General features: G+C 71.3%; 16 protein-coding genes. 13 read left to right on the forward strand and 3 right to left on the reverse strand.

Annotated features, from left to right (window positions below):
• The 3 genes from GA0115259_RS10965 to GA0115259_RS10975 form a co-directional block, all read left to right on the forward strand.
• The coding region (locus GA0115259_RS10965) for an NAD-dependent epimerase/dehydratase family protein (protein WP_141716521.1) at positions 1-464 on the forward strand (464 nt) is incomplete at its 5' end.
• Positions 461-1,123, forward strand: a complete 663-nt coding sequence (locus GA0115259_RS10970) for a spherulation-specific family 4 protein (protein WP_093594421.1) — start codon at positions 461-463, stop codon at positions 1,121-1,123. The genes GA0115259_RS10965 and GA0115259_RS10970, both read left to right, overlap by 4 nt.
• Before the next feature lie 95 nt (positions 1,124-1,218).
• The gene (locus GA0115259_RS10975) at positions 1,219-1,977 is read left to right on the forward strand and encodes an endo alpha-1,4 polygalactosaminidase (RefSeq protein WP_237539909.1); all 759 of its coding nucleotides are present in this window, start codon (positions 1,219-1,221) and stop codon (positions 1,975-1,977) included.
• Between the two features lie 61 nt (positions 1,978-2,038).
• Here GA0115259_RS10975 and GA0115259_RS10980 read toward each other — a convergent pair whose 3' ends face one another.
• Entirely contained in the window at positions 2,039-2,308 is a 270-nt protein-coding gene (locus GA0115259_RS10980; RefSeq protein WP_093594458.1) for a hypothetical protein, read from the reverse strand.
• A 48-nt stretch (positions 2,309-2,356) separates the two neighbouring features.
• Entirely contained in the window at positions 2,357-3,562 is a 1,206-nt protein-coding gene (locus GA0115259_RS10985; RefSeq protein ID WP_093594427.1) for a cysteine desulfurase-like protein, read from the reverse strand.
• Between the two features lie 552 nt (positions 3,563-4,114).
• On the opposite strand from GA0115259_RS10985, the gene GA0115259_RS10990 reads away from it, so the two are divergent.
• The 4 genes from GA0115259_RS10990 to GA0115259_RS42750 are packed head-to-tail and all read left to right on the forward strand — an operon-like array spanning position 4,115 to position 11,403.
• The gene (locus GA0115259_RS10990; RefSeq protein ID WP_237539908.1) at positions 4,115-5,170 is read left to right on the forward strand and encodes an alpha/beta hydrolase; all 1,056 of its coding nucleotides are present in this window, start codon (positions 4,115-4,117) and stop codon (positions 5,168-5,170) included.
• Positions 5,167-7,242: a vWA-MoxR associated conflict system protein gene (locus GA0115259_RS10995; protein WP_093594430.1), complete on the forward strand. Its 2,076-nt coding sequence runs from the start codon at positions 5,167-5,169 to the stop codon at positions 7,240-7,242. The genes GA0115259_RS10990 and GA0115259_RS10995 overlap by 4 nt, the downstream gene beginning before the upstream one ends.
• On the forward strand, positions 7,239-8,195 hold the full coding sequence (locus tag GA0115259_RS11000) for an AAA family ATPase (RefSeq protein WP_093594433.1): 957 nt from the start codon (positions 7,239-7,241) through the stop codon (positions 8,193-8,195). Before GA0115259_RS10995 ends, GA0115259_RS11000 begins: the two co-directional genes overlap by 4 nt.
• Complete coding sequence (locus tag GA0115259_RS42750) at positions 8,188-11,403, forward strand: TIR-like protein FxsC (protein ID WP_345941006.1); 3,216 nt, start codon at positions 8,188-8,190, stop codon at positions 11,401-11,403. Before GA0115259_RS11000 ends, GA0115259_RS42750 begins: the two co-directional genes overlap by 8 nt.
• 101 nt (positions 11,404-11,504) lie before the next feature.
• On the opposite strand, the gene GA0115259_RS11010 is transcribed toward GA0115259_RS42750, so the two are convergent.
• The gene (locus GA0115259_RS11010; protein ID WP_093594436.1) at positions 11,505-12,278 is read right to left on the reverse strand and encodes an MBL fold metallo-hydrolase; all 774 of its coding nucleotides are present in this window, start codon (positions 12,276-12,278) and stop codon (positions 11,505-11,507) included.
• Between the two features lie 91 nt (positions 12,279-12,369).
• Here GA0115259_RS11010 and GA0115259_RS11015 point away from each other — a divergent pair, with 91 nt between their 5' ends.
• The 6 genes from GA0115259_RS11015 to paaD all read left to right on the forward strand — a co-directional run.
• Positions 12,370-13,008: a TetR/AcrR family transcriptional regulator gene (locus GA0115259_RS11015; RefSeq protein WP_093594439.1), complete on the forward strand. Its 639-nt coding sequence runs from the start codon at positions 12,370-12,372 to the stop codon at positions 13,006-13,008.
• A gap of 228 nt (positions 13,009-13,236) precedes the next feature.
• A complete protein-coding gene (locus GA0115259_RS11020) occupies positions 13,237-14,460 on the forward strand; it encodes a thiolase family protein (protein ID WP_093594442.1) in 1,224 nt (407 codons plus the stop codon).
• 159 nt (positions 14,461-14,619) lie between these two features.
• Positions 14,620-15,630 (forward strand): 1,2-phenylacetyl-CoA epoxidase subunit PaaA, encoded by a 1,011-nt coding sequence (gene paaA, locus GA0115259_RS11025; RefSeq protein WP_093594445.1) that lies wholly within the window; start codon positions 14,620-14,622, stop codon positions 15,628-15,630.
• On the forward strand, positions 15,627-15,962 hold the full coding sequence (paaB, locus tag GA0115259_RS11030; RefSeq protein WP_093594448.1) for a 1,2-phenylacetyl-CoA epoxidase subunit PaaB: 336 nt from the start codon (positions 15,627-15,629) through the stop codon (positions 15,960-15,962). Before paaA ends, paaB begins: the two co-directional genes overlap by 4 nt.
• Before the next feature lie 32 nt (positions 15,963-15,994).
• Positions 15,995-16,849: a 1,2-phenylacetyl-CoA epoxidase subunit PaaC gene (paaC, locus tag GA0115259_RS11035; RefSeq protein WP_093594451.1), complete on the forward strand. Its 855-nt coding sequence runs from the start codon at positions 15,995-15,997 to the stop codon at positions 16,847-16,849.
• Positions 16,843-17,181 (forward strand): 1,2-phenylacetyl-CoA epoxidase subunit PaaD (paaD, locus tag GA0115259_RS11040; RefSeq protein ID WP_093594454.1); only part of this gene is annotated, 339 nt, incomplete at its 3' end. The genes paaC and paaD, both read left to right, overlap by 7 nt.

Raw genomic sequence — 17,181 nt, forward strand, 5'->3', positions numbered from 1 at the left:
CCGGCCGTCTCGTCCGGCAGCTCCGGCAGGCCGGGCGGGCCGACGGAGATCCGGACGCCGTCGTGCGTCTCGGCGATCTCTCGGCGTACCGCGACTTCGTGGACGTACGGGACATCGCCCGCGCGGTCGTCCTGGCCACCACCGCACCGGGCCCGCTGCCTCCCGTACTGAACATCGGCGGCGGACGGGCCCTTCCGGTCCGCGATCTGGTGCACGGCCTGGCACGGGCGGCGGACTTCCGGGGCAGGATCGAGGAGAGCCGGGACGGCTCCCCGCGCTCCTCGGACGTGTCCTGGCAGTGCTCGGACATCACCGCCGCCGCGAACGCGCTCGGCTGGGTTCCCCGTTACGGACTGGCGGAGTCCCTCGCCGACCTGTGGGCCTCCGCGCGCACCGGCCCGGAACCGGAACCGGAACAGGCACAGACACCGGCACCGGAATCGGCCGGGGACCGTGGCCGATGAGCCTGCTCGTACCGCTCTACATCCATCCCGTCGAGGATCCGGCCGCCTGGCGGCTGCTGACCTCGGCGGCCGACCATGTCTACGGCGTCGTGCTCAACCCAGGTGACGGTCCCGGCCGTTCCTCCGATCCCGCCTTCGTCTCCGCCGCGCGTGCGCTGCGCGACGCGGGCACACGCGTCCTCGGTTATGTCGATCTCGCCTACGGGAAGCGGCCGGGCACCGCCGTACGGGACGATCTCGACCGCCATCGCGAGTGGTACGACGTCGACGGCTGCTTCCTCGACCGCGCGCCGGCCGGGACCGCCGAACTGCGTCGCTGCCGACGTCTGGTCCGTGCCGCACGGCGCCGGGGAGCGGCCACGGTCGTACTCAACCCGGGTGTCCATCCGGCCCGCGGCTATGCCCGGATCGCCGACCTGATCGTCACCTTCGAAGGGCACTGGACGACCTATCTGTCTCCCTTCGTCCGTCCGCGCTGGACCTCCCGCCATCCGTCCGAGCGGTTCTGCCATCTCGTGTACGGCGTGCCGCCCGCGCTGACCGGGCTCGCCGTGCGTACCGCCCTGGAGCGTGGCGCGGCCGTCTCCTGCCCGGTCGCGGGCGAACTGCCCAACCCATGGGCGGCGCCGCCGTTCGCCCTGCTCCGGAAGGCGCCATGACGCGTTCACTCCTCGCTCAGTCGTCCCGGCGCGCCCGAAGCGTGCCGCTCTCGGCCCTCCTGCCTCTCGCCGTCCTTGTACTGCTCCTGCTCGTGATGGGCTGCTCGCCGGCCGGCCCGGAGAAAGGCACGGCGACCGAGAAGCCGACCTCGGCCGGACGCTGGGCGCCTCGGCCGGGCAGCGCCTGGCAGTGGCAGCTCGACGGCCGGGTGGATCCCGGGATCGATGTGCCCGTGTACGACATCGACGGCTTCGAGAACACCGCCGCCGATGTCGCCCGTCTCCACCGGGACGGACGGAAGGTCATCTGCTACATCAACGCCGGTGCCTGGGAGGACTTCCGGCCGGACAGCGACGCCTTTCCGGCCTCCGTCCGTGGCCGCCCCAACGGCTGGGACGGCGAACGCTGGCTCGACATCCGGCGCCTCGACATCCTGAGGCCGCTGATGGAGAAGCGCTTCGACATGTGCCGGGCGAAGGGATTCGACGCGGTCGAACCCGATCTGCTCGACGGCTATCTCAACGACACCGGATTCCCGCTCCGCGCCGCTCATCAGCTCGCCTACAACCGTATGATCGCCGGGATCGCGCACGAACGGGATATGTCGGTCGGCCTCAAGAACGATCTGCCGCAGGTGCCCGCGCTCGTGGGCACGTTCGACTTCGCCGTGAACGAGGAGTGCGCCCAGTACGACGAGTGCACGCTGCTCACTCCCTTCGTGGAGGCCGGGAAGGCCGTCCTCCATGTCGAATACGCGCTGTCCACCAAGGATTTCTGCGCGCAGAGCCGCCGTCTGGGATTCTCGTCCATGCGCAAGAACCTCGATCTCGACACCTGGCGCCAGGCCTGCTGAGCCATCCGGCCGAACCGGCCCGCCGGCCCCCACCGGCCGCGCCGGAAACCGCGGAGGCCGGTCAGGGCGTGTCGCCCTGCCAGTCCCAGCGCTCCGGATCGGCGGGCCTGGGCCCGTACAGGGCATGGCCGCCAGGGCCGTGCGAACCTATCTCGGTGTCCAGCGCGGCGCCTTCCGCGAGCCGCCGGTCGGTCCAGCCGGTGACATCCAGCAGCAGACCGTCCAGCGGCCCGGCGACCAGCTCGCGGTAGACATGGCCGGGCCGCGGTCCCGGGTCCGGGTCGTCGTGGTCGGCTCCGTACACCCGGCGCCGCCGTAGCAGTTCGTCCATGGCAAGCAGCATCGCACCCACCACTGACAATCCTCCTGGCGGTCGCCGTCAGACGGCCAGTTCCGCCACCGCTTCCAGCAGCCGGTCGACATCGGAGCGGTCGTTGTAGTGCACGAGCCCGGCACGGACCGCGCCGCCGGTCTCCCGCAGTCCCAGGGCCTCGGTCAGCTCCCAGGCGTAGCAGTGGCCGTCCCACACATTGACCCGACGGGCCGCGAGATGTTCGGCGACCTCCCTCGGCGTATGTCCGGCCACCCGGAAGTAGGCGGTCGCGGTGCGCCGCGCGGGCTTTCCGTAGAGCGTGACGCCGGGCAGCTCCTCCAGCCCGCGCAGCATCACCCCGAACAGCTCACGCTCGGCCGACTCCACCGCGCCCATCGAGACGAGCAGCCGCTCGCGCCGGCTGCCCGCGCCCGGTCCGGCCAGGGCGGCCAGATGGTCGACGGCGGCGGTGACTCCGGCCAGATCGGCGAAGGGCGGTGTCCCGGTCTCGAAGCGCAGCGGCACGGTGCCGGGCGAGCAGGCCAGCCGGTCCGGGTGCAGTGTGCCGAGCAGCGCCGGGTCCGCGGCGACCGCGCCGATGTGCGGGCCGGACCACTTGTAGGCGCTGGTGGCGTAGAAGTCCGCGCCCAGCGCGCCGGCATCGACCGGGCCGTGCGGAGTGGCGTGCACCCCGTCGACGTAGGTCAGGGCGCCGACCGCGTGCGCCTTGGCGGTGATGGCCGCGACATCGGGACGGGTGCCGAGGATATTGCTGGCCGCCGTCACCGCCACCAGCCGGGTGCGTTCGCCGAGCAGCGTGTCGTACTGCTCCACCGGCAGCTCGCCCGTCGCCGGGTCGGCCTCGGCCCACCGTACGACCGCGCCCGCGCGGGCCGCGGCCTGTATCCACGGGCGGATGTTCGCGTCGTGGTCGAGCCGCGAGACCACGATCTCGTCACCGGGCCGCCAGGTGGCGGCGAGGGTCTGGGAGAAGCGGTAGACGAGCGAGGTGGTGTTCTGGCCCAGGACAATGCCCTCTGGGACTCCGCCGACCAGATCGGCGACGGCACGGCGGCACTCCGCGACGATCTCTCCCGAGTACCGGCTGGCGGCGAAGGTGCCGCCCGCGTTGCCGATCCCGGTCCGGTACGCGTCGGTGATCGCGTCGATGACCACGGCCGGCACCTGGGTGCCCGCCGCGCCGTCGAGATAGGCCGTTCCGTCGCCGAGCGCGGGATAGGCCGCACGTACCGTTGCCACGTCGAAGGTCATCGCCGGTGACTCCTCTCGCTGGTTCCTCGCGGATCGCTGATTCCTCGCGAATTCTCGCTGATCAATCGTGGATTCCCCGCGGACTGCTCTCGGACTCCTCGCGGACTCCCGTGCCGGAGCCGGCCGCTCCTTGTCGATCACTGGTGCGACGCCGGAGCATATCTCTGTCCGCCGGTACCTCCCGCGGGACCGGTCGGTCCTCACTTGCTCCATCCGGTCCGCGCCCGCGCGTTCATCCGCATACGTTCTCCCTGTGGATTCGTTGAACCGACCCGGCCCTGGCGGTCTCCTCCGACGGCCGATCGGTCAACACCCGTACCGCCGAAAGGCGCGCTCCGGACCGTACGGACAACACCGACTGGCTGGACGTCGGACGGCGGCTGCGCCGTGAGCTCTGCTGCTGAGTCCTGCTGCTCCGAGCAGTGGTCCGGCGCCCTGGGTGAGCACACCTGACACCCGCCGGGTCCCTCCCCGTCCGTCGGCCCGCTTCGCCTGCACCACGCTCCGCGTCGTTGCTAACCTCTTGGCCAACGGATCACGGGGGAGGTACGGATGAGGCCACGCCTGGTGTTCGTCCATGGGATCGGCGGCCCACGGGAGCCCGAACATGAACGAACGCGGTGGTCCGAGGCCCTGGCCGCGGGGATGAGAGCCGCGGGCCACCCCTCGCTCGCCGAGCGGCTGTCCGCCGGCGGGGCGGACGCGCCCGTGTGTTCCTTCGCGTACTACGCCGATCTCTTCTCGCGCCCCCAGGCCCAGGGCGGCGGCGAGGTGCTGCCGGAGGAGGACGAGGGAGAGATCCTCGGCGAGTTGCTGGTCGAGGTGGTGGCCGCGCTGGCCGCGGAGCACGCCGAGAGCGACGGGCCGAGGGACGGCGCGTGGGAGACCCGGGGCAGGATCCTGGCGCACGCCCGGGGAGAGGCCGCTCCGGCGGGGCAGGCGCAGGGCACTCTGTCGGCCGTGCGCCGGGCCCTCAATGTGGCGACCACCTTGCTGGCGCTGAAACCGTGGAGCGGTGTCGCGCGCTGGGCGACACCCAAACTGATGGTCAGGGACCTGGCGCAGGTCTCACGCTACTTGGCGCGCGGTGAGCGTGACGGGAACGGTCTGAGCCTTGACCAGAGGGTTCGGCAGCGGGTGCACGAGGCTCTCGGGGACGGTCCGGCGGTCGTTGTCGCGCACTCCCTCGGTACGGTCGTGGCCCTGGAGACCCTGCACCGGCACCCGACAGGGACACCGTTGCTGGTGACGCTGGGCTCCCCGCTCGCGATGCGCACGGCCGTATGGCCGAGGCTCGTGCCCCAGCCGCCGAGCACACCCGAGCATGTGGCTCGATGGCTGAACTTCTGGGACCGGGACGACATCATCGCCGTCCGCCCCCGCCTCGAACGCGATGTGCGCGCGAATACGGCGGGCGTTCTCGCGGACAGCGCGCGGATCGACTCCGACGGGGTGTGGGTCCATTCGGCGGCCAAGTACCTGGCGCAGGCCGCCGTCGCCGGACCGGTCGCGGAGGCATTGTCCCGTACGGAGCCCTGGGACAGGCCGCGGACGGGAGCGCCCGACGGCCCGGGGCAGCCGCCCGGCCAGGACCGGGCCGGCCGATGACCGGCGCTCCGTCGCCCCGTCACCTTCTGGTGGTGGCACCGCAGTGCGCGTCCATGAAGCGCCTGGTGCGTCTCAAGGAGGCATCGTCCGCCCTGCACGCCGCGCTGGCCGACGGCGAACTGGGCGACTGCGCTCCCGGACTCCCCGACGGACGCTCGCTGATCAACGGCGACAGGCTGACCAGCAACTGGATCCGGACGCTGGTGGGAGACGCGATCCGGCACGCGGCCGACCGGCGCGCCTCGCTGGTGCTGGCGCTGCTGGGGCACGGTTTCGTACCGGGCAGCACCACCACCCTCCATCTGATGGGCGCCGACTCGACCGAGGAGGACACCACGGACCGAGCGGTGAATGTCGGCGGACTCCTGGCAGCCGCGGCGAACAATCCGGCGATCCCCAGCGTGATCGGCATCATCGACACCTGCCACGCCGCCGGCGCGCTTCCCGCGTCGCAGGATCTGGCGGCGGGCGCGAGCAACGGCCGTAGCCGCCTCGCCCTGCTCATGGCCTCGTCGGTGAACCAGTCGGCCGACGACCTCCGCTTCTCCCGGGCGCTGGCAGAGCTGATCCGGGCGGGGATACCCGGCGCCGGTGCGCTCCTCGGCGTGGACGAAACGCTGCGGAGCCTGCGCGGAGCGGTTGCCGGGCAGGATGTGACGGGTTTTCTGCACGACGGCGACCACTTCGCCAGGGAGCCGGTCTGGATCAGCCGCAATGCCCACCATCGTGAGGTGGCCCCCGGCGGTCTGCGCGGCCCCCTGGCCGACGAGGAACTCGCCGCGGCGTTCGGCGCGCTCGCGGGCCACGGGAGCGTTCCCGCGCTTCCCTTCGACGTGAAGTCGTGCCTCGCGAGCCTCGCCGAGCTGAAGGGCCAGGTCCCGTCGGCGGCCCGTGACCGTGCGGTGGTCGCCGTGGACTGTCTGCTGACCGCGCTGCGCACCGTCGAGTTCCTCCGTGGCTGGCTCGGCGCCGATCTCACCACGGCGGGACTGCGCCATGCCCTGCGCCTGCTGCTGGCGTCCGAGGAGCGCACACTGACGACCGTTCCCGATACCACCGATGTCGGTATCCTTGATCAGCTCACCTTCGACTTCCCCATGAGCAAGGGCAGTTGCCGGCCCTCCGTCGCCGAATTCGTGGTGCGGCTCGCCCATACGGCGGGCAGGGATCTCGCAGCCCCCGAACTGCACCGGTGGGCCCATGCGATCCACGCCCAGCAGGAGGTCAACGATGCCGTGGCGAGGGTGCTGGACAGCACGGAGGAGCTGCCGCTTCGGCTGGTGGTCGGTCTCGATTCCTCGCTGACCGGCGGCTGGCCGGAGTCACTGAGCGCCTGGCTGCTGCGGCTGCGGGACGGGAAGCTGCTCGGCCGCCGGGACTTCGCCTGCCCGAGCCCGGACAGAAGAGGTACGGAGACGGCCGTCGAGGCGGCCGTGACCTGGGCGGAGAGCAAGGCCGAGGAGCTGGAACGGCCGCTGCGGCGGCTCGACATCGCCGCGCCGAGCGGCCTGCTGATCGACTGGCGCCCCGAAGAGGCGGGCGAAGTCCTGCGGTACGGAGTCCAGTACGACGTGGTGCTGCACTGGAGCCGGCGGCTGGTGCCCGACCCGTTGCTGCGGCGCCTCCAGAGCGCGGTGCAGGACCGCTGGGAGGCGATCGCGGCGTACGCCTCCGGCGTCCCCGTCGACTGGCTCACCCAAGGCGACACGGAGGAGCGCCAGTCGCTGCGTGGCCATCTGCGCGACGGCCGGTACCAGCGCGGTATCGGACTGACGCAGCACGCGGGTCTCGACGACGAGCTGATGGACATGCTCCTCTCCTGTACGCCCGTACTGCTGTGGCCGCATGTCGCGGAGGGTTTCCCCGCCGGGCGCCACCGTTGTCTGGAGTCCCACTGGATGACCCTGCCGGAAGGGCTCGGCCACGCCTACCGGCGTCGCTGGCGCGGCGAGGACGCGGTCGATGTCGCCGACCTGCGCGCCGTCTGGGACGACCGTGAGTGGCTGCGGTTCTGCCGGCTCGTCAGGACCACGGTTCCCCCTGTCCAGACCGCGATCGAGGAAGCCTCATGACCTGGAATCCGTACTACCGAGGGGACGGCGTGGTCAGGGAGGACACCCGGCTGCCCGATCCACCGCCCTGGCGCAGCTTCCCGCGGGCCTCGGCCGCCGAGGTGTTCCAGCCGCCGGAAGGGCTGGTCGACGCGGTCAACGCCTCGCTCGCCCTGCGCCGGCCGCTGCTGATCACCGGAAGCCCCGGTACGGGCAAGTCCACCGTGATCGAGCAGGTGGCGGAGGAGCTGGCGCTCGGCCCCGTCCTGCGCTGGCATGTCACCTCACGCAGCACGCTGGCCGACGCGCTCTACCGCTACGACGCGCTCGGCCGTATCCACGCCCACCAGTTGCGGCAGGAGAAGCGGCGCGGCGGTGACCCGGATTCCGGCGAGGACGACATCGCCGCGTTCATGACGCTGGGCCCGCTCGGGACGGCGCTGCTGCCGTCCCCCCGGCCCCGGGCCCTGCTCATCGACGAGATCGACAAGGCCGATCTGGACCTTCCCGGAGATCTGCTCGACGTCCTGGAACGGGGTGAGTACCGCGTCGAGGAGCTGCTCCGCGAAGGGCAGGAGACCGCGCGTCTGCGGCTGTGGGGCGGGGACACGACGCATGTCGTAGAGCGGGGCCGGGTGCAGTGCACCGAGTTCCCGTTCATCGTGATGACGAGCAACGGCGAGCAGGAGCTGCCGGCGCCGTTCCTGCGCCGCTGTCTGCGGTACACCATGCCGCGGCCCACCCCGGCCCTCGTACGCGAAGTGGTAAGGAGGCACCTCCGGCTCGATGTCCCGGAGGGCGGTCCGCTCGCCGCGCTCATCGATGACTTCGTGCGGCGTGTCGCCGCCGGGGAGAGCGTGGCGATCGATCAGCTGCTGAGCACCCTTCATCTGCTCGACGGACCCGCGCGGCTGGAGGAACCCGAACGGGGCAGGCTGATCAGTCTGCTGATGAAGGACCTCGCCGGTGCCTGACGGTCCCGGCACGCGCGACGTTCCCGATGTGCCGGACGTGCCGGACGTGCCGGACGTGCCGCCGGATGCTTCCGGCGAGCCCGGGGCGCCGGCCGGTGACGCCGGGTTCGGCGCTGTCGTCGAGGCGCTGCTCGGCCTGGACAGGGACCTCGACGCGGTGACGCTCGCCGAGCTGCTCTGGCTGGCGGGCCGCGGCGACGGCTTCCCCGCCGACGGTGACGGTGGTTCCGGGGCGGACGACGGCGAGACGGCCGACGGCCGGGAGGACCGGTCACCGACGGGGGCGCGGCACCCGGAAGCGGGCCCGGCGGCGGACCGGACGCCCGTCTTCGATCCGTCACGGGCCGAGACCGGTCCGACCGTACAGAGTCTGTCGCTGCCGCGTGGCAGTCCCCTGCCGCGTGCCAGGGAGATCGCCCGGTCGCTGAAACCGCTCAAGCGGGCATGGCGCCGGGGGCGCCGGCGGGAGCTGGACATCACGAGAACCGTCGCCGACTACGCGAGGAGCGGCGAGCTGATTCCCGCGTTCTCCGCCGCGCCGGAGCGGTGGTTCGACGCCACGGTGGTCATCGACAGATCGCCCACGATGGCGGTGTGGCATGACACGGCGACGGAGTTTCTGCGGCTGCTCTCCCGCACGGGCGCGTTCCGTACCCTGCGCGTCCGTGAGCTGTACGCCGAGGAGCACGGACCGGAGTTGCGCGGGCCGCTGGGGCAGCGACTGGCGGAGAGCGTCGCGCACTCCTCGCACCCCAGACGGCTGATGATCGTCCTGTCGGACTGCGCGTCGGCGCCATGGCGCGACGGCACGCTGTGGGAGCGGCTGTACGAGTGGGCGAGCGCCATGCCCACCGCCCTCGTCAACCCTCTCCCGTCGAAGATCTGGCGGCACACGGGGGTCGACCTGCCCGCCGTACGTGTGACCTCCCCGGGTGTGCCCGGTGCGGGCAACGCCCAACTCCGTTTCGGCGGCTCGCTGTTGAGGGACGAGGCCTATCCCGAACTCGCCGGCCGGAAGGACGGGTGGCTGCCCGTACCCGTCGCCGCGCTCTCCCCTCATGCGCTCGGAGCATGGGCGCGTACGCTCATGCGGTCGGATCCGGCAGGGTGCGAGGCCCTCCTGCTGGCCGCGCCCGGTCTGCTCGACCGGCCCGGCCGGCCCGAGGTGTCCGCCGCGTCCGCGGTACCTGGTGCCTCCGGCGCTTCCGGTGCGCCCGGCGCTTCGGATACGCACGGCCGCCCGGACGACTGGTCACCGGTGGACGCCTATCTGCATCGCGCCTCACCCGCGGCGGTGCGGCTGGCCGTCCTGTGCTCCCTGTATCCGAAGGTGAGCGTGGATGTGCTCCGGCTCGTACAGAGGGAACTCGTTCCCGAGGCGGCACCGGCCGATCTGGCCGAGTTCGTCGTCGGTGGTCTGGTCACGGTCACCGCGAGCGGCCATGAACGTGGCAGTCCGGTACTGCGCTTCCGGGAAGGTGTGCGCGAACGTCTGAAGCCGAGGCTCGGGGTACGCGACGCCCGGCGCCTGCACGACTCCCTGGACCGCTTCATGGCGGGCAACCCGGAGGCGCTGTCCCGCTTTCCGGCCGTGGCCGCGAGCCCGTGGGGGGACGGTGCGGTCCCGGCCGGTCACGAGCCCTTCGCCGAGATGTCCGCCCGGACCCTGAAGGTCCTGGGGCTCACGGTGGAGCCTCCCGTGGTGGCGGAGGACAGGGACACAGGCACGGGCACGGACGCGAACGCGGGCATGAGCACAGGCGCGGGCGCAGGCACGGAAACAGAGACGGAGACGGACACGGATGCGTACACGGGAGCAGTCTCCGACACGGACGCCGATACGGACCCCGACCCTGGCACCGACACCGACACCGACACCGACACCGACGACGCTGCCTATGAAGCGCCCACCGCCACGCCATGGCGGAGCTTGGCTCCTCCTGTCGAACGGCCGTACTTCTTCCTGAGCTACGCGCACACGCCGAGAGTCGGAGCGGGCGGACCCGATCCCGACATGTGGGTGGAGCGGCTCTACCAGGACCTCTGCAGCCATGTGATGGCCATGACGGATCTGCCGGCCGGAGCCCGGCCGGGGTTCATCGACCGCGAGATACGTTCGGGTGAGGGCTGGCCCGAGCAGCTCAGCGAAGCGCTTTCCACCTGCCGGGTGTTCGTACCGCTGTTCTCGCCGCGTTACTTCACCAGTGAGATGTGCGGCAAGGAGTGGTACGCCTTCGCCCAGCGTGCCGTGTACGCGCAGGCAAGGGACGGGAGTGTGGCCGACGCGATCGTGCCCGCCCTGTGGGTGCCGGTGCCGCCCGAGCAACTGCCGGACCCGGCCCAGCGGTTGCAGTACCTTCACAGTGACTTCGGCGAACGCTACGCCAGGGACGGGCTGTTCGGCCTGATCAAGTTGCGGGTCTTCGCCGAGGAGTACGAGCGAGCGGTCTACGAACTCGCGAAGCGTATCGTCAGCGTGGCTGACACCTCCCCTCTCGGCCCGGGGCGGCCCGTCGACTACGGATCGATCCCCAACGCCTTCGGGACGACCGGGGCCCCGCGCTCCGTCCGGATCATGGTGGCGGCCCCCACCTGGGACAATCTGCCGGCGGGACGCAGTCCCGACTCCTACGGCACCAGGGCGCTGGACTGGAATCCGTACCATCCGGAATTCGTCGGGCCGTTGGCCCACGTCGCCGCGGACCTCCTCCGCTCCCAGAACTACCGGACCGACATCTCCTCCTTCGACGAGGTGTCCGTACCGGGCGAAAGCGGCCGGCTGCCCGCGGGACCGGAGATCCTGCTCCTCGACCGATGGGCGCTACGGGACGAGGAACAGCGCGAGCGGCTCGCCGCGTTCGATGCCGAACACCGTCCCTGGGCGCACGTCGTGGTCCCGTGGAACCGTGGGGACGGGCAGAGCCGGGCCGCCGAGGCCGAGCTGAGCCGGCTGCTGGAGCAGACCATGCCGCGAAAAGTGGGCGAAGGCCACGCCGCCTCCCGGAGCGCGGCCAGGGGGGTGCCGAGCATGGAGGAATTCGGCCGGGTCCTGCCATATGTTGTCGAGGCGGCGGCCCAGCAGTATCTGAGACATGCCTCGGTGTATCCGCCCGCCGGCCCGCAGCAACGCAGACCGTCGACCATGCCCATGCAGCCCGACCACGGTCGCGATCATGAAGAGGAGCAGCCTCCCCGGCGGGAGCGGTGACCAGGAACCGGTGACCAGGAACACCGGGAATACCGCGGCCACTGCGGCCGGCGGGGTGCCGCATGGGCACCGTACCGCCGCCGTCCTGTACCCACCGGGGCTCAGACCACACCGAACTCACGGGCCCGTGCGACCGCCTCGGCCAGGCCATGGGCCATCGGCTCACCATGACCCGGCAGGAGCGTCAGATCGCCGTCGTGCCCGGTGAGTTCGGTCAGCCGGTCGAGCGAGGCGAGCGCGGCGGCGCTGTCATGGGTGAAGGCCCGGCAGATCAGCCGGGGGCCACGGGCGCCGGTGAGACCGTCGTGGGTGATGAGCGCGTCGCCGGTGAAGACGGCGCCGTGACGGGGGAAGAAGTACGCGGTGCTCCCCGGGGTGTGGCCCGGCAGTGGCACCGCTTCCGGCGAACCGGGAACACGGCTCAGTACGAGACGTCTGTCGAAGGTGTCCGGCTCACGCACCGGCTCCGGGCTGAAGCCTCCCTGGAGGGCGAGCCGGAGAGGCAGCACCAAGGCTGCGGGACGGCGCAGCAGATACGGCACGATGGAGCGCTCCGGCTTGGCGGCGGCCCGTGCCGGACGGTCGGCGGCGAGTGTGGGCGCGTCCGCGCGATGCGTCCACACCGTGGCTCCCGCCTCACGGTGGAGCCTGGCCGCGAGACCGAGGTGATCGATATGGGCATGGGTGAGCAGCACCGCCTTGATGTCGCCGACGGATGCGCCCAGTGCGGCGAGCGCGTCGGAGAGCATCTGCCAGTGCCCGGGCAGTCCGGCGTCCACGAGGACCAGTCCGTCCGGCTCCTCGACCACATAGAAATTGACGACGCTGTCACCGAGGCGATGGACGCCCGGCGGGCACGGTGGGGTCTGCTCCATGGCTGCTCCCAGGTGTTTCGACCCGGCTGCGGCGGCCGGGGCTTCTTTTCAGTAGAATCAACTATACCGAAATCAGGGGAAGGCAGGGCTCATGACCGGACCGGACCGGCCGCGGCGCGGCTACGACAGCAGCGGACGACAGGCGGCGGCGGCACGCAACCGCGCCGCGATCCTCGACGCCTGCCGGGAGTCGCTGCTGCGGGACGGTTACCGCGCCACCTCGGTCCAGGCCGTCGCCCGGCGCGCGGGCGTCTCCGTACCGACGGTGTACAAGGTGTTCGGCAGCAAGCAGGAACTGGTGAAGGCCGTCTACGACACCACCCTGGCGCAGGACGACGAGCCGGTGCCCATGCACGCCCGGCCGGAGCTGCGCGCCGTACTCGCGGAGACCGACCCGGCCGAGAAGCTCGCCGGTTACGCACGGTTCGTGGCGGGCGTCCACGAGCGTCTGGCCACCCTGACGGCCGCCCTGTCCGCGGCCGATCCGGAGCTGGCCGAGCTGGCCGCCGTCACCGACCGGGAACGACGGACCGGCACCGGCGCGTTCGTCGATCACCTCGCGACGGCCGGGATGCTCCGTCCCGGTCTGGATCCGGTCCGGGCGGCCGACTCCTGCTGGCTGCTGACCTCTCCTCAGGTCCATGAACGCCTGACCCGCGAGCGCGGCTGGACCGCGCCCGAGTACCGCCAGTGGCTCGCCCAGATGCTCGCGGCGACGCTGCTGCCCTGACACGGCGCGGAGCGCACCGCGCGCGGCCGGCCTCAGCGACCGGCCTCAAGTGACCTGCGTCACGGTTTCCACCACCTTGTCTGCCGACCGACCATTCGGTTAGCGTCGGCCTGGTCAAGAAATCAAGCATCGCCATCGCCTGTCAACCAATCGCCTGTCAACCAGCGGCTCCGGCCATCCGGCCATCCGGCCGCCCTGCCGCCCACCCGACCGCCGAGGAGCGCATCGATGTCCGACGAGGTCTATCTGATCGACGGGGCCCGCACCCCGCAGGGCCGCTACGGCGGCGCCCTGGCCACCGTACGGCCCGACGATCTGGCGGCCCTGGTGGTCGGTGAGGCCGTCCTGCGCTCCGGGATTCCGGGCGAGGCCGTGGACGAGGTGATCCTCGGCGCCGCCAACCAGGCCGGTGAGGACAACCGCGATGTGGCGAGGATGGCCGTCCTGCTGGCCGGGCTGCCGCACACCGTGCCCGGTTACACCGTCAACCGGCTCTGCGCCTCGGGCCTGACCGCCGTCGCCTCCGCCGCGCAGACGATCCGCTCGGGTGAGGCCGAGCTGATCGTCGCGGGCGGTGTCGAGTCGATGACCCGTGCTCCGTGGGTGATGGCGAAGCCCGGCACACCGTGGGCCAAGCCGGGCGAGACGCACGACACCTCGCTGGGCTGGCGCTTCACCAATCCGCGCTTCACCGCCGCCGACCGTGCCGTGCCCGCCGGCGCCGGGCCCGACACGGTGAAGGTGACCTTGTCGATGGGCGAGACCGCGGAGGAGGTGGCGGCCCTGGACGGCATCACGCGCGCCGAGTCCGACGCCTTCGCGCTGCGCAGCCACCGGCGGGCCGTCGCCGCCCAGGAGGCGGGCCGCTTCGGCCGCGAGATCGTGCCGGTTCCCGTCAGGGGCGGCGAGGTGACCGCCGACGAGGGCCCGCGTCCCGGTACGACACCGGAGAAGCTCGCCGCGCTGCGTACGCTCTTCCGCGAGGACGGCATCGTCACCGCGGGCTCCTCCTCACCGCTCTCCGACGGCGCGGCGGCGCTGGTCGTGGCGAGCGCGGCAGCCGTCGAGCGGTACGGACTCACTCCTCGCGCCCGGATCGTCACCTCCGCGTCGGCGGGCGTCCAGGCCAATCTCATGGGTCTCGGCCCGGTGCCCGCCACGGAGAAGGCCCTCGCCCGCGCCGGCTGGGAGACCGGCGAGCTGGGCGCGGTCGAGCTGAACGAGGCCTTCGCCGCACAGGCTCTCGCCGTCATACGGCGGCTGAAGCTGGACGAGGAGCGGGTCAACGCGGATGGCGGCGCCATCGCGCTGGGCCATCCGCTCGGCTGCTCCGGCGCCCGTATCCTGCTCACTCTGCTCGGACGGCTGGAGCGGGAGGACGCCCGCCGGGGCCTGGCCACTCTGTGCGTGGGCGTCGGCCAGGGCGTGGCCATGCTCGTGGAGCGGGTGTGAGCGGCTCTGCCACTCCTGACCGGGCTTGCGCCACCCTTGACCGGGCTCGTGCCCCATCCTGACGTCCAGGCCTGCGTCCCTCTTGGCGGGGCTTGTACGTGCGCAGTAGACTCATTTCACTACATACCGAACGAACGGTCGGTTGGGAAGCTGGTATCGATGACCACGACAGACTCCGCCTCGTCCGTCGCCGCCTCGTCCGTCACCACCGTCACCGGTCCGGCCGAGCCGCGCCTCCAGGCGCATTTCGACGCGACCATCGAGCGGGATCAGCGGATCGAACCGCGCGACTGGATGCCCGACGGCTATCGCAAGACGCTGATCAGGCAGATCGCACAGCACGCGCACTCGGAGATCATCGGCATGCAGCCGGAGGGCGAGTGGATCACCCGGGCTCCGTCGCTGCGCCGTAAGGCCATCCTCTTCGCCAAGGTCCAGGACGAGGCGGGACACGGCCTCTATCTGTACTCCGCGGCCGAGACGCTGGGAGCCGACCGCGCGGATCTGACCGAGCGGCTGATCGAAGGGCGCCAGAAGTACTCCTCGATCTTCAACTATCCGACGCCCAGCTTCGCCGATGTCGGAGTGATCGGCTGGTTCGTGGACGGCGCGGCGATCTGCAACCAGGTTCCGCTGTGCCGCAGTTCGTACGGTCCCTACGCACGCGCCATGGTGCGGATCTGCAAGGAGGAGTCCTTCCATCAGCGGCAGGGCTACGAGCTGCTGATGACGATGATGCGCGGTACGGACGCCCAGCGCGCGATGGTTCAGGACGCGGTCGACCGCTGGTGGTGGCCGTCGCTGATGATGTTCGGGCCGCCCGACGGCGACTCGCCCAACTCCGCGGCCTCGATGGCCTGGAAGATCAAGCGGCACAGCAATGACGAGCTGCGTCAGCGGTTCGTCGACATGACCGTGCCGCAGGCCGAGAAGCTCGGTGTCACACTCCCCGACCCGGAGCTGCGCTGGAACGAGGAGCGCGGGCGCCATGACTTCGGCACTCCCGACTGGTCCGAGCTCCAGCGGGTGATCCGCGGCGACGGACCGTGCAACAGCGAACGTGTCGCACGGCGGCGGACGGCACACGAGGAGGGCGCCTGGGTCCGTGCGGCGGCGACCGCCCACGCGGCCAGGCGGGCCGCCCGGAGCGAGGAAGAGGCGGCGGCATGAGCGGCACCGAGGAAAATACGGCGCAGAGCACGAGCGGCACGGCGGAGACCACGAGGGAATGGCCGCTGTACGAGGTGTTCGTACGGGGCAAGCGCGGTCTCAACCATGTCCATGTCGGCTCGCTGCACGCCGCCGACGACGCCATGGCGCTCACCCACGCCCGTGATCTGTACACCCGCCGCAACGAGGGCGTCAGTATCTGGGTCGTCCGCTCGCAGCACATCGCGGCCTCCACTCGCGACGAGAAGGATCCCTTCTTCGCGCCGAGCGCGGACAAGGTCTACCGCCATCCCACCTTCTACGACATCCCCGATGATGTCCCCCATATCTAGGAGCCGGGCATGAGCGCATCCAGGAGCCGGACATGAGCGACGATCATGTCTATCTCTCCCTGGCCGAGGGACATGACGACGATGCCCGCTGGGCGTTCGGCACCGGATTCGAGGATCCGCTGCACGGTGTGGACACGACCGTGCCGGACGGTGTCGACGCACGGGAGCTGACCGCGCAGTGTCTCGCCCTCGCCGACGACGCCCTGGTCGGCGCACAGCGCCTCGCGGAGTGGTGCACACGCGCGCCGGAGTTGGAGGAGGAGGTGGCCCTGGCCAATATCGGGCTCGATCTGCTCGGCCAGGCCCGGCTGCTCTACGCACGGGCGGGACAGGTGGACGGCACCGGACGCGACGAGGACGCGTACGCCTACTTCCGGGACGCCGGCGACTTCCGCAACGTACGACTCGCCGAACTGCCCAACGGTGACTTCGCCTTCTCTACCGTGCGGCTGCTCGTACTGTCCTGCTGGCGGCTGGCGGTGTTCGGACGGCTCGCGACAGCGGCGAAGGATCCGGTGCTGGCGGCCGTCGCGGCCAAGGGCGTCAACGAACTCGCCTACCACCGCCAGTTCGCCGCCGACTGGACGCTGCGGCTGGGTGACGGGACGGAGGAATCGCACCGCCGTATGGTCACGGCGCTGCGTGAGGCCGCGCCGTACCTCGGTGAACTCCTCGCCACCGAACCGGGGTTCGGTATCGAAGCGGTGTCCGTACGGGACGAGGTGACGGAGGTGCTCGGCCAGGTCCTCGACGCCGCCGGGCTGGCGCTTCCCGACAGCGGCGCCCTGGCCGGCAGCGGCCGGGACGGCGACCACACCGTCCATCTGGCGCCGCTGCTGGCGGAGTTGCAGAGTGTGGCGCGTGCCCATCCGGAGGCGACATGGTGACCGCCGCGCACTCCTCCCTCACCTCTCTCACGGCGCAGCGGGCGCGGCGGGTCGCCGAGTGCGTCCCGGATCCCGAGCTGCCCATGCTGACGCTCGCCGATCTGGGTGTTCTGCGAAGTGTCGAGGTCACGGCCGACGGCACGGTCGTCGCGAGCCTGACGCCGACCTACTCGGGCTGCCCTGCGATGGCGGAGATGCGCGCCGATGTGGCGTCGCGGCTGCGGGCGGCCGGATTCGCGCGGGTGGAGATCAGAACGGAGCTCGATCCGCCGTGGACCACGGAGTGGATCACTCCCGCGGGCCGCCGCAAGCTCGGCGAGCACGGCATCGCG

This window comes from Streptomyces sp. MnatMP-M17 (assembly GCF_900091995.1).
GTDB lineage: Bacteria > Actinomycetota > Actinomycetes > Streptomycetales > Streptomycetaceae > Streptomyces.

Bases quoted from the DNA above. Each gene is read 5' to 3' on its own strand.
- paaA (WP_093594445.1), top strand. From the start codon at position 14,620: ATGACCACGACAGACTCCGCCTCGTCCGTCGCCGCCTCGTCCGTCACC.
- GA0115259_RS10995 (WP_093594430.1), top strand. From the start codon at position 5,167: ATGACCGGCGCTCCGTCGCCCCGTCACCTTCTGGTGGTGGCACCGCAG.
- GA0115259_RS10970 (WP_093594421.1), top strand. From the start codon at position 461: ATGAGCCTGCTCGTACCGCTCTACATCCATCCCGTCGAGGATCCGGCC.
- GA0115259_RS11000 (WP_093594433.1), top strand. From the start codon at position 7,239: ATGACCTGGAATCCGTACTACCGAGGGGACGGCGTGGTCAGGGAGGAC.
- GA0115259_RS11020 (WP_093594442.1), top strand. From the start codon at position 13,237: ATGTCCGACGAGGTCTATCTGATCGACGGGGCCCGCACCCCGCAGGGC.
- GA0115259_RS10985 (WP_093594427.1), bottom strand. From the start codon at position 3,562: ATGACCTTCGACGTGGCAACGGTACGTGCGGCCTATCCCGCGCTCGGC.
- GA0115259_RS10980 (WP_093594458.1), bottom strand. From the start codon at position 2,308: ATGGACGAACTGCTACGGCGGCGCCGGGTGTACGGAGCCGACCACGAC.
- GA0115259_RS10990 (WP_237539908.1), top strand. From the start codon at position 4,115: ATGAGGCCACGCCTGGTGTTCGTCCATGGGATCGGCGGCCCACGGGAG.
- paaB (WP_093594448.1), top strand. From the start codon at position 15,627: ATGAGCGGCACCGAGGAAAATACGGCGCAGAGCACGAGCGGCACGGCG.
- paaC (WP_093594451.1), top strand. From the start codon at position 15,995: ATGAGCGACGATCATGTCTATCTCTCCCTGGCCGAGGGACATGACGAC.
- GA0115259_RS11015 (WP_093594439.1), top strand. From the start codon at position 12,370: ATGACCGGACCGGACCGGCCGCGGCGCGGCTACGACAGCAGCGGACGA.
- GA0115259_RS10975 (WP_237539909.1), top strand. From the start codon at position 1,219: ATGGGCTGCTCGCCGGCCGGCCCGGAGAAAGGCACGGCGACCGAGAAG.
- GA0115259_RS11010 (WP_093594436.1), bottom strand. From the start codon at position 12,278: ATGGAGCAGACCCCACCGTGCCCGCCGGGCGTCCATCGCCTCGGTGAC.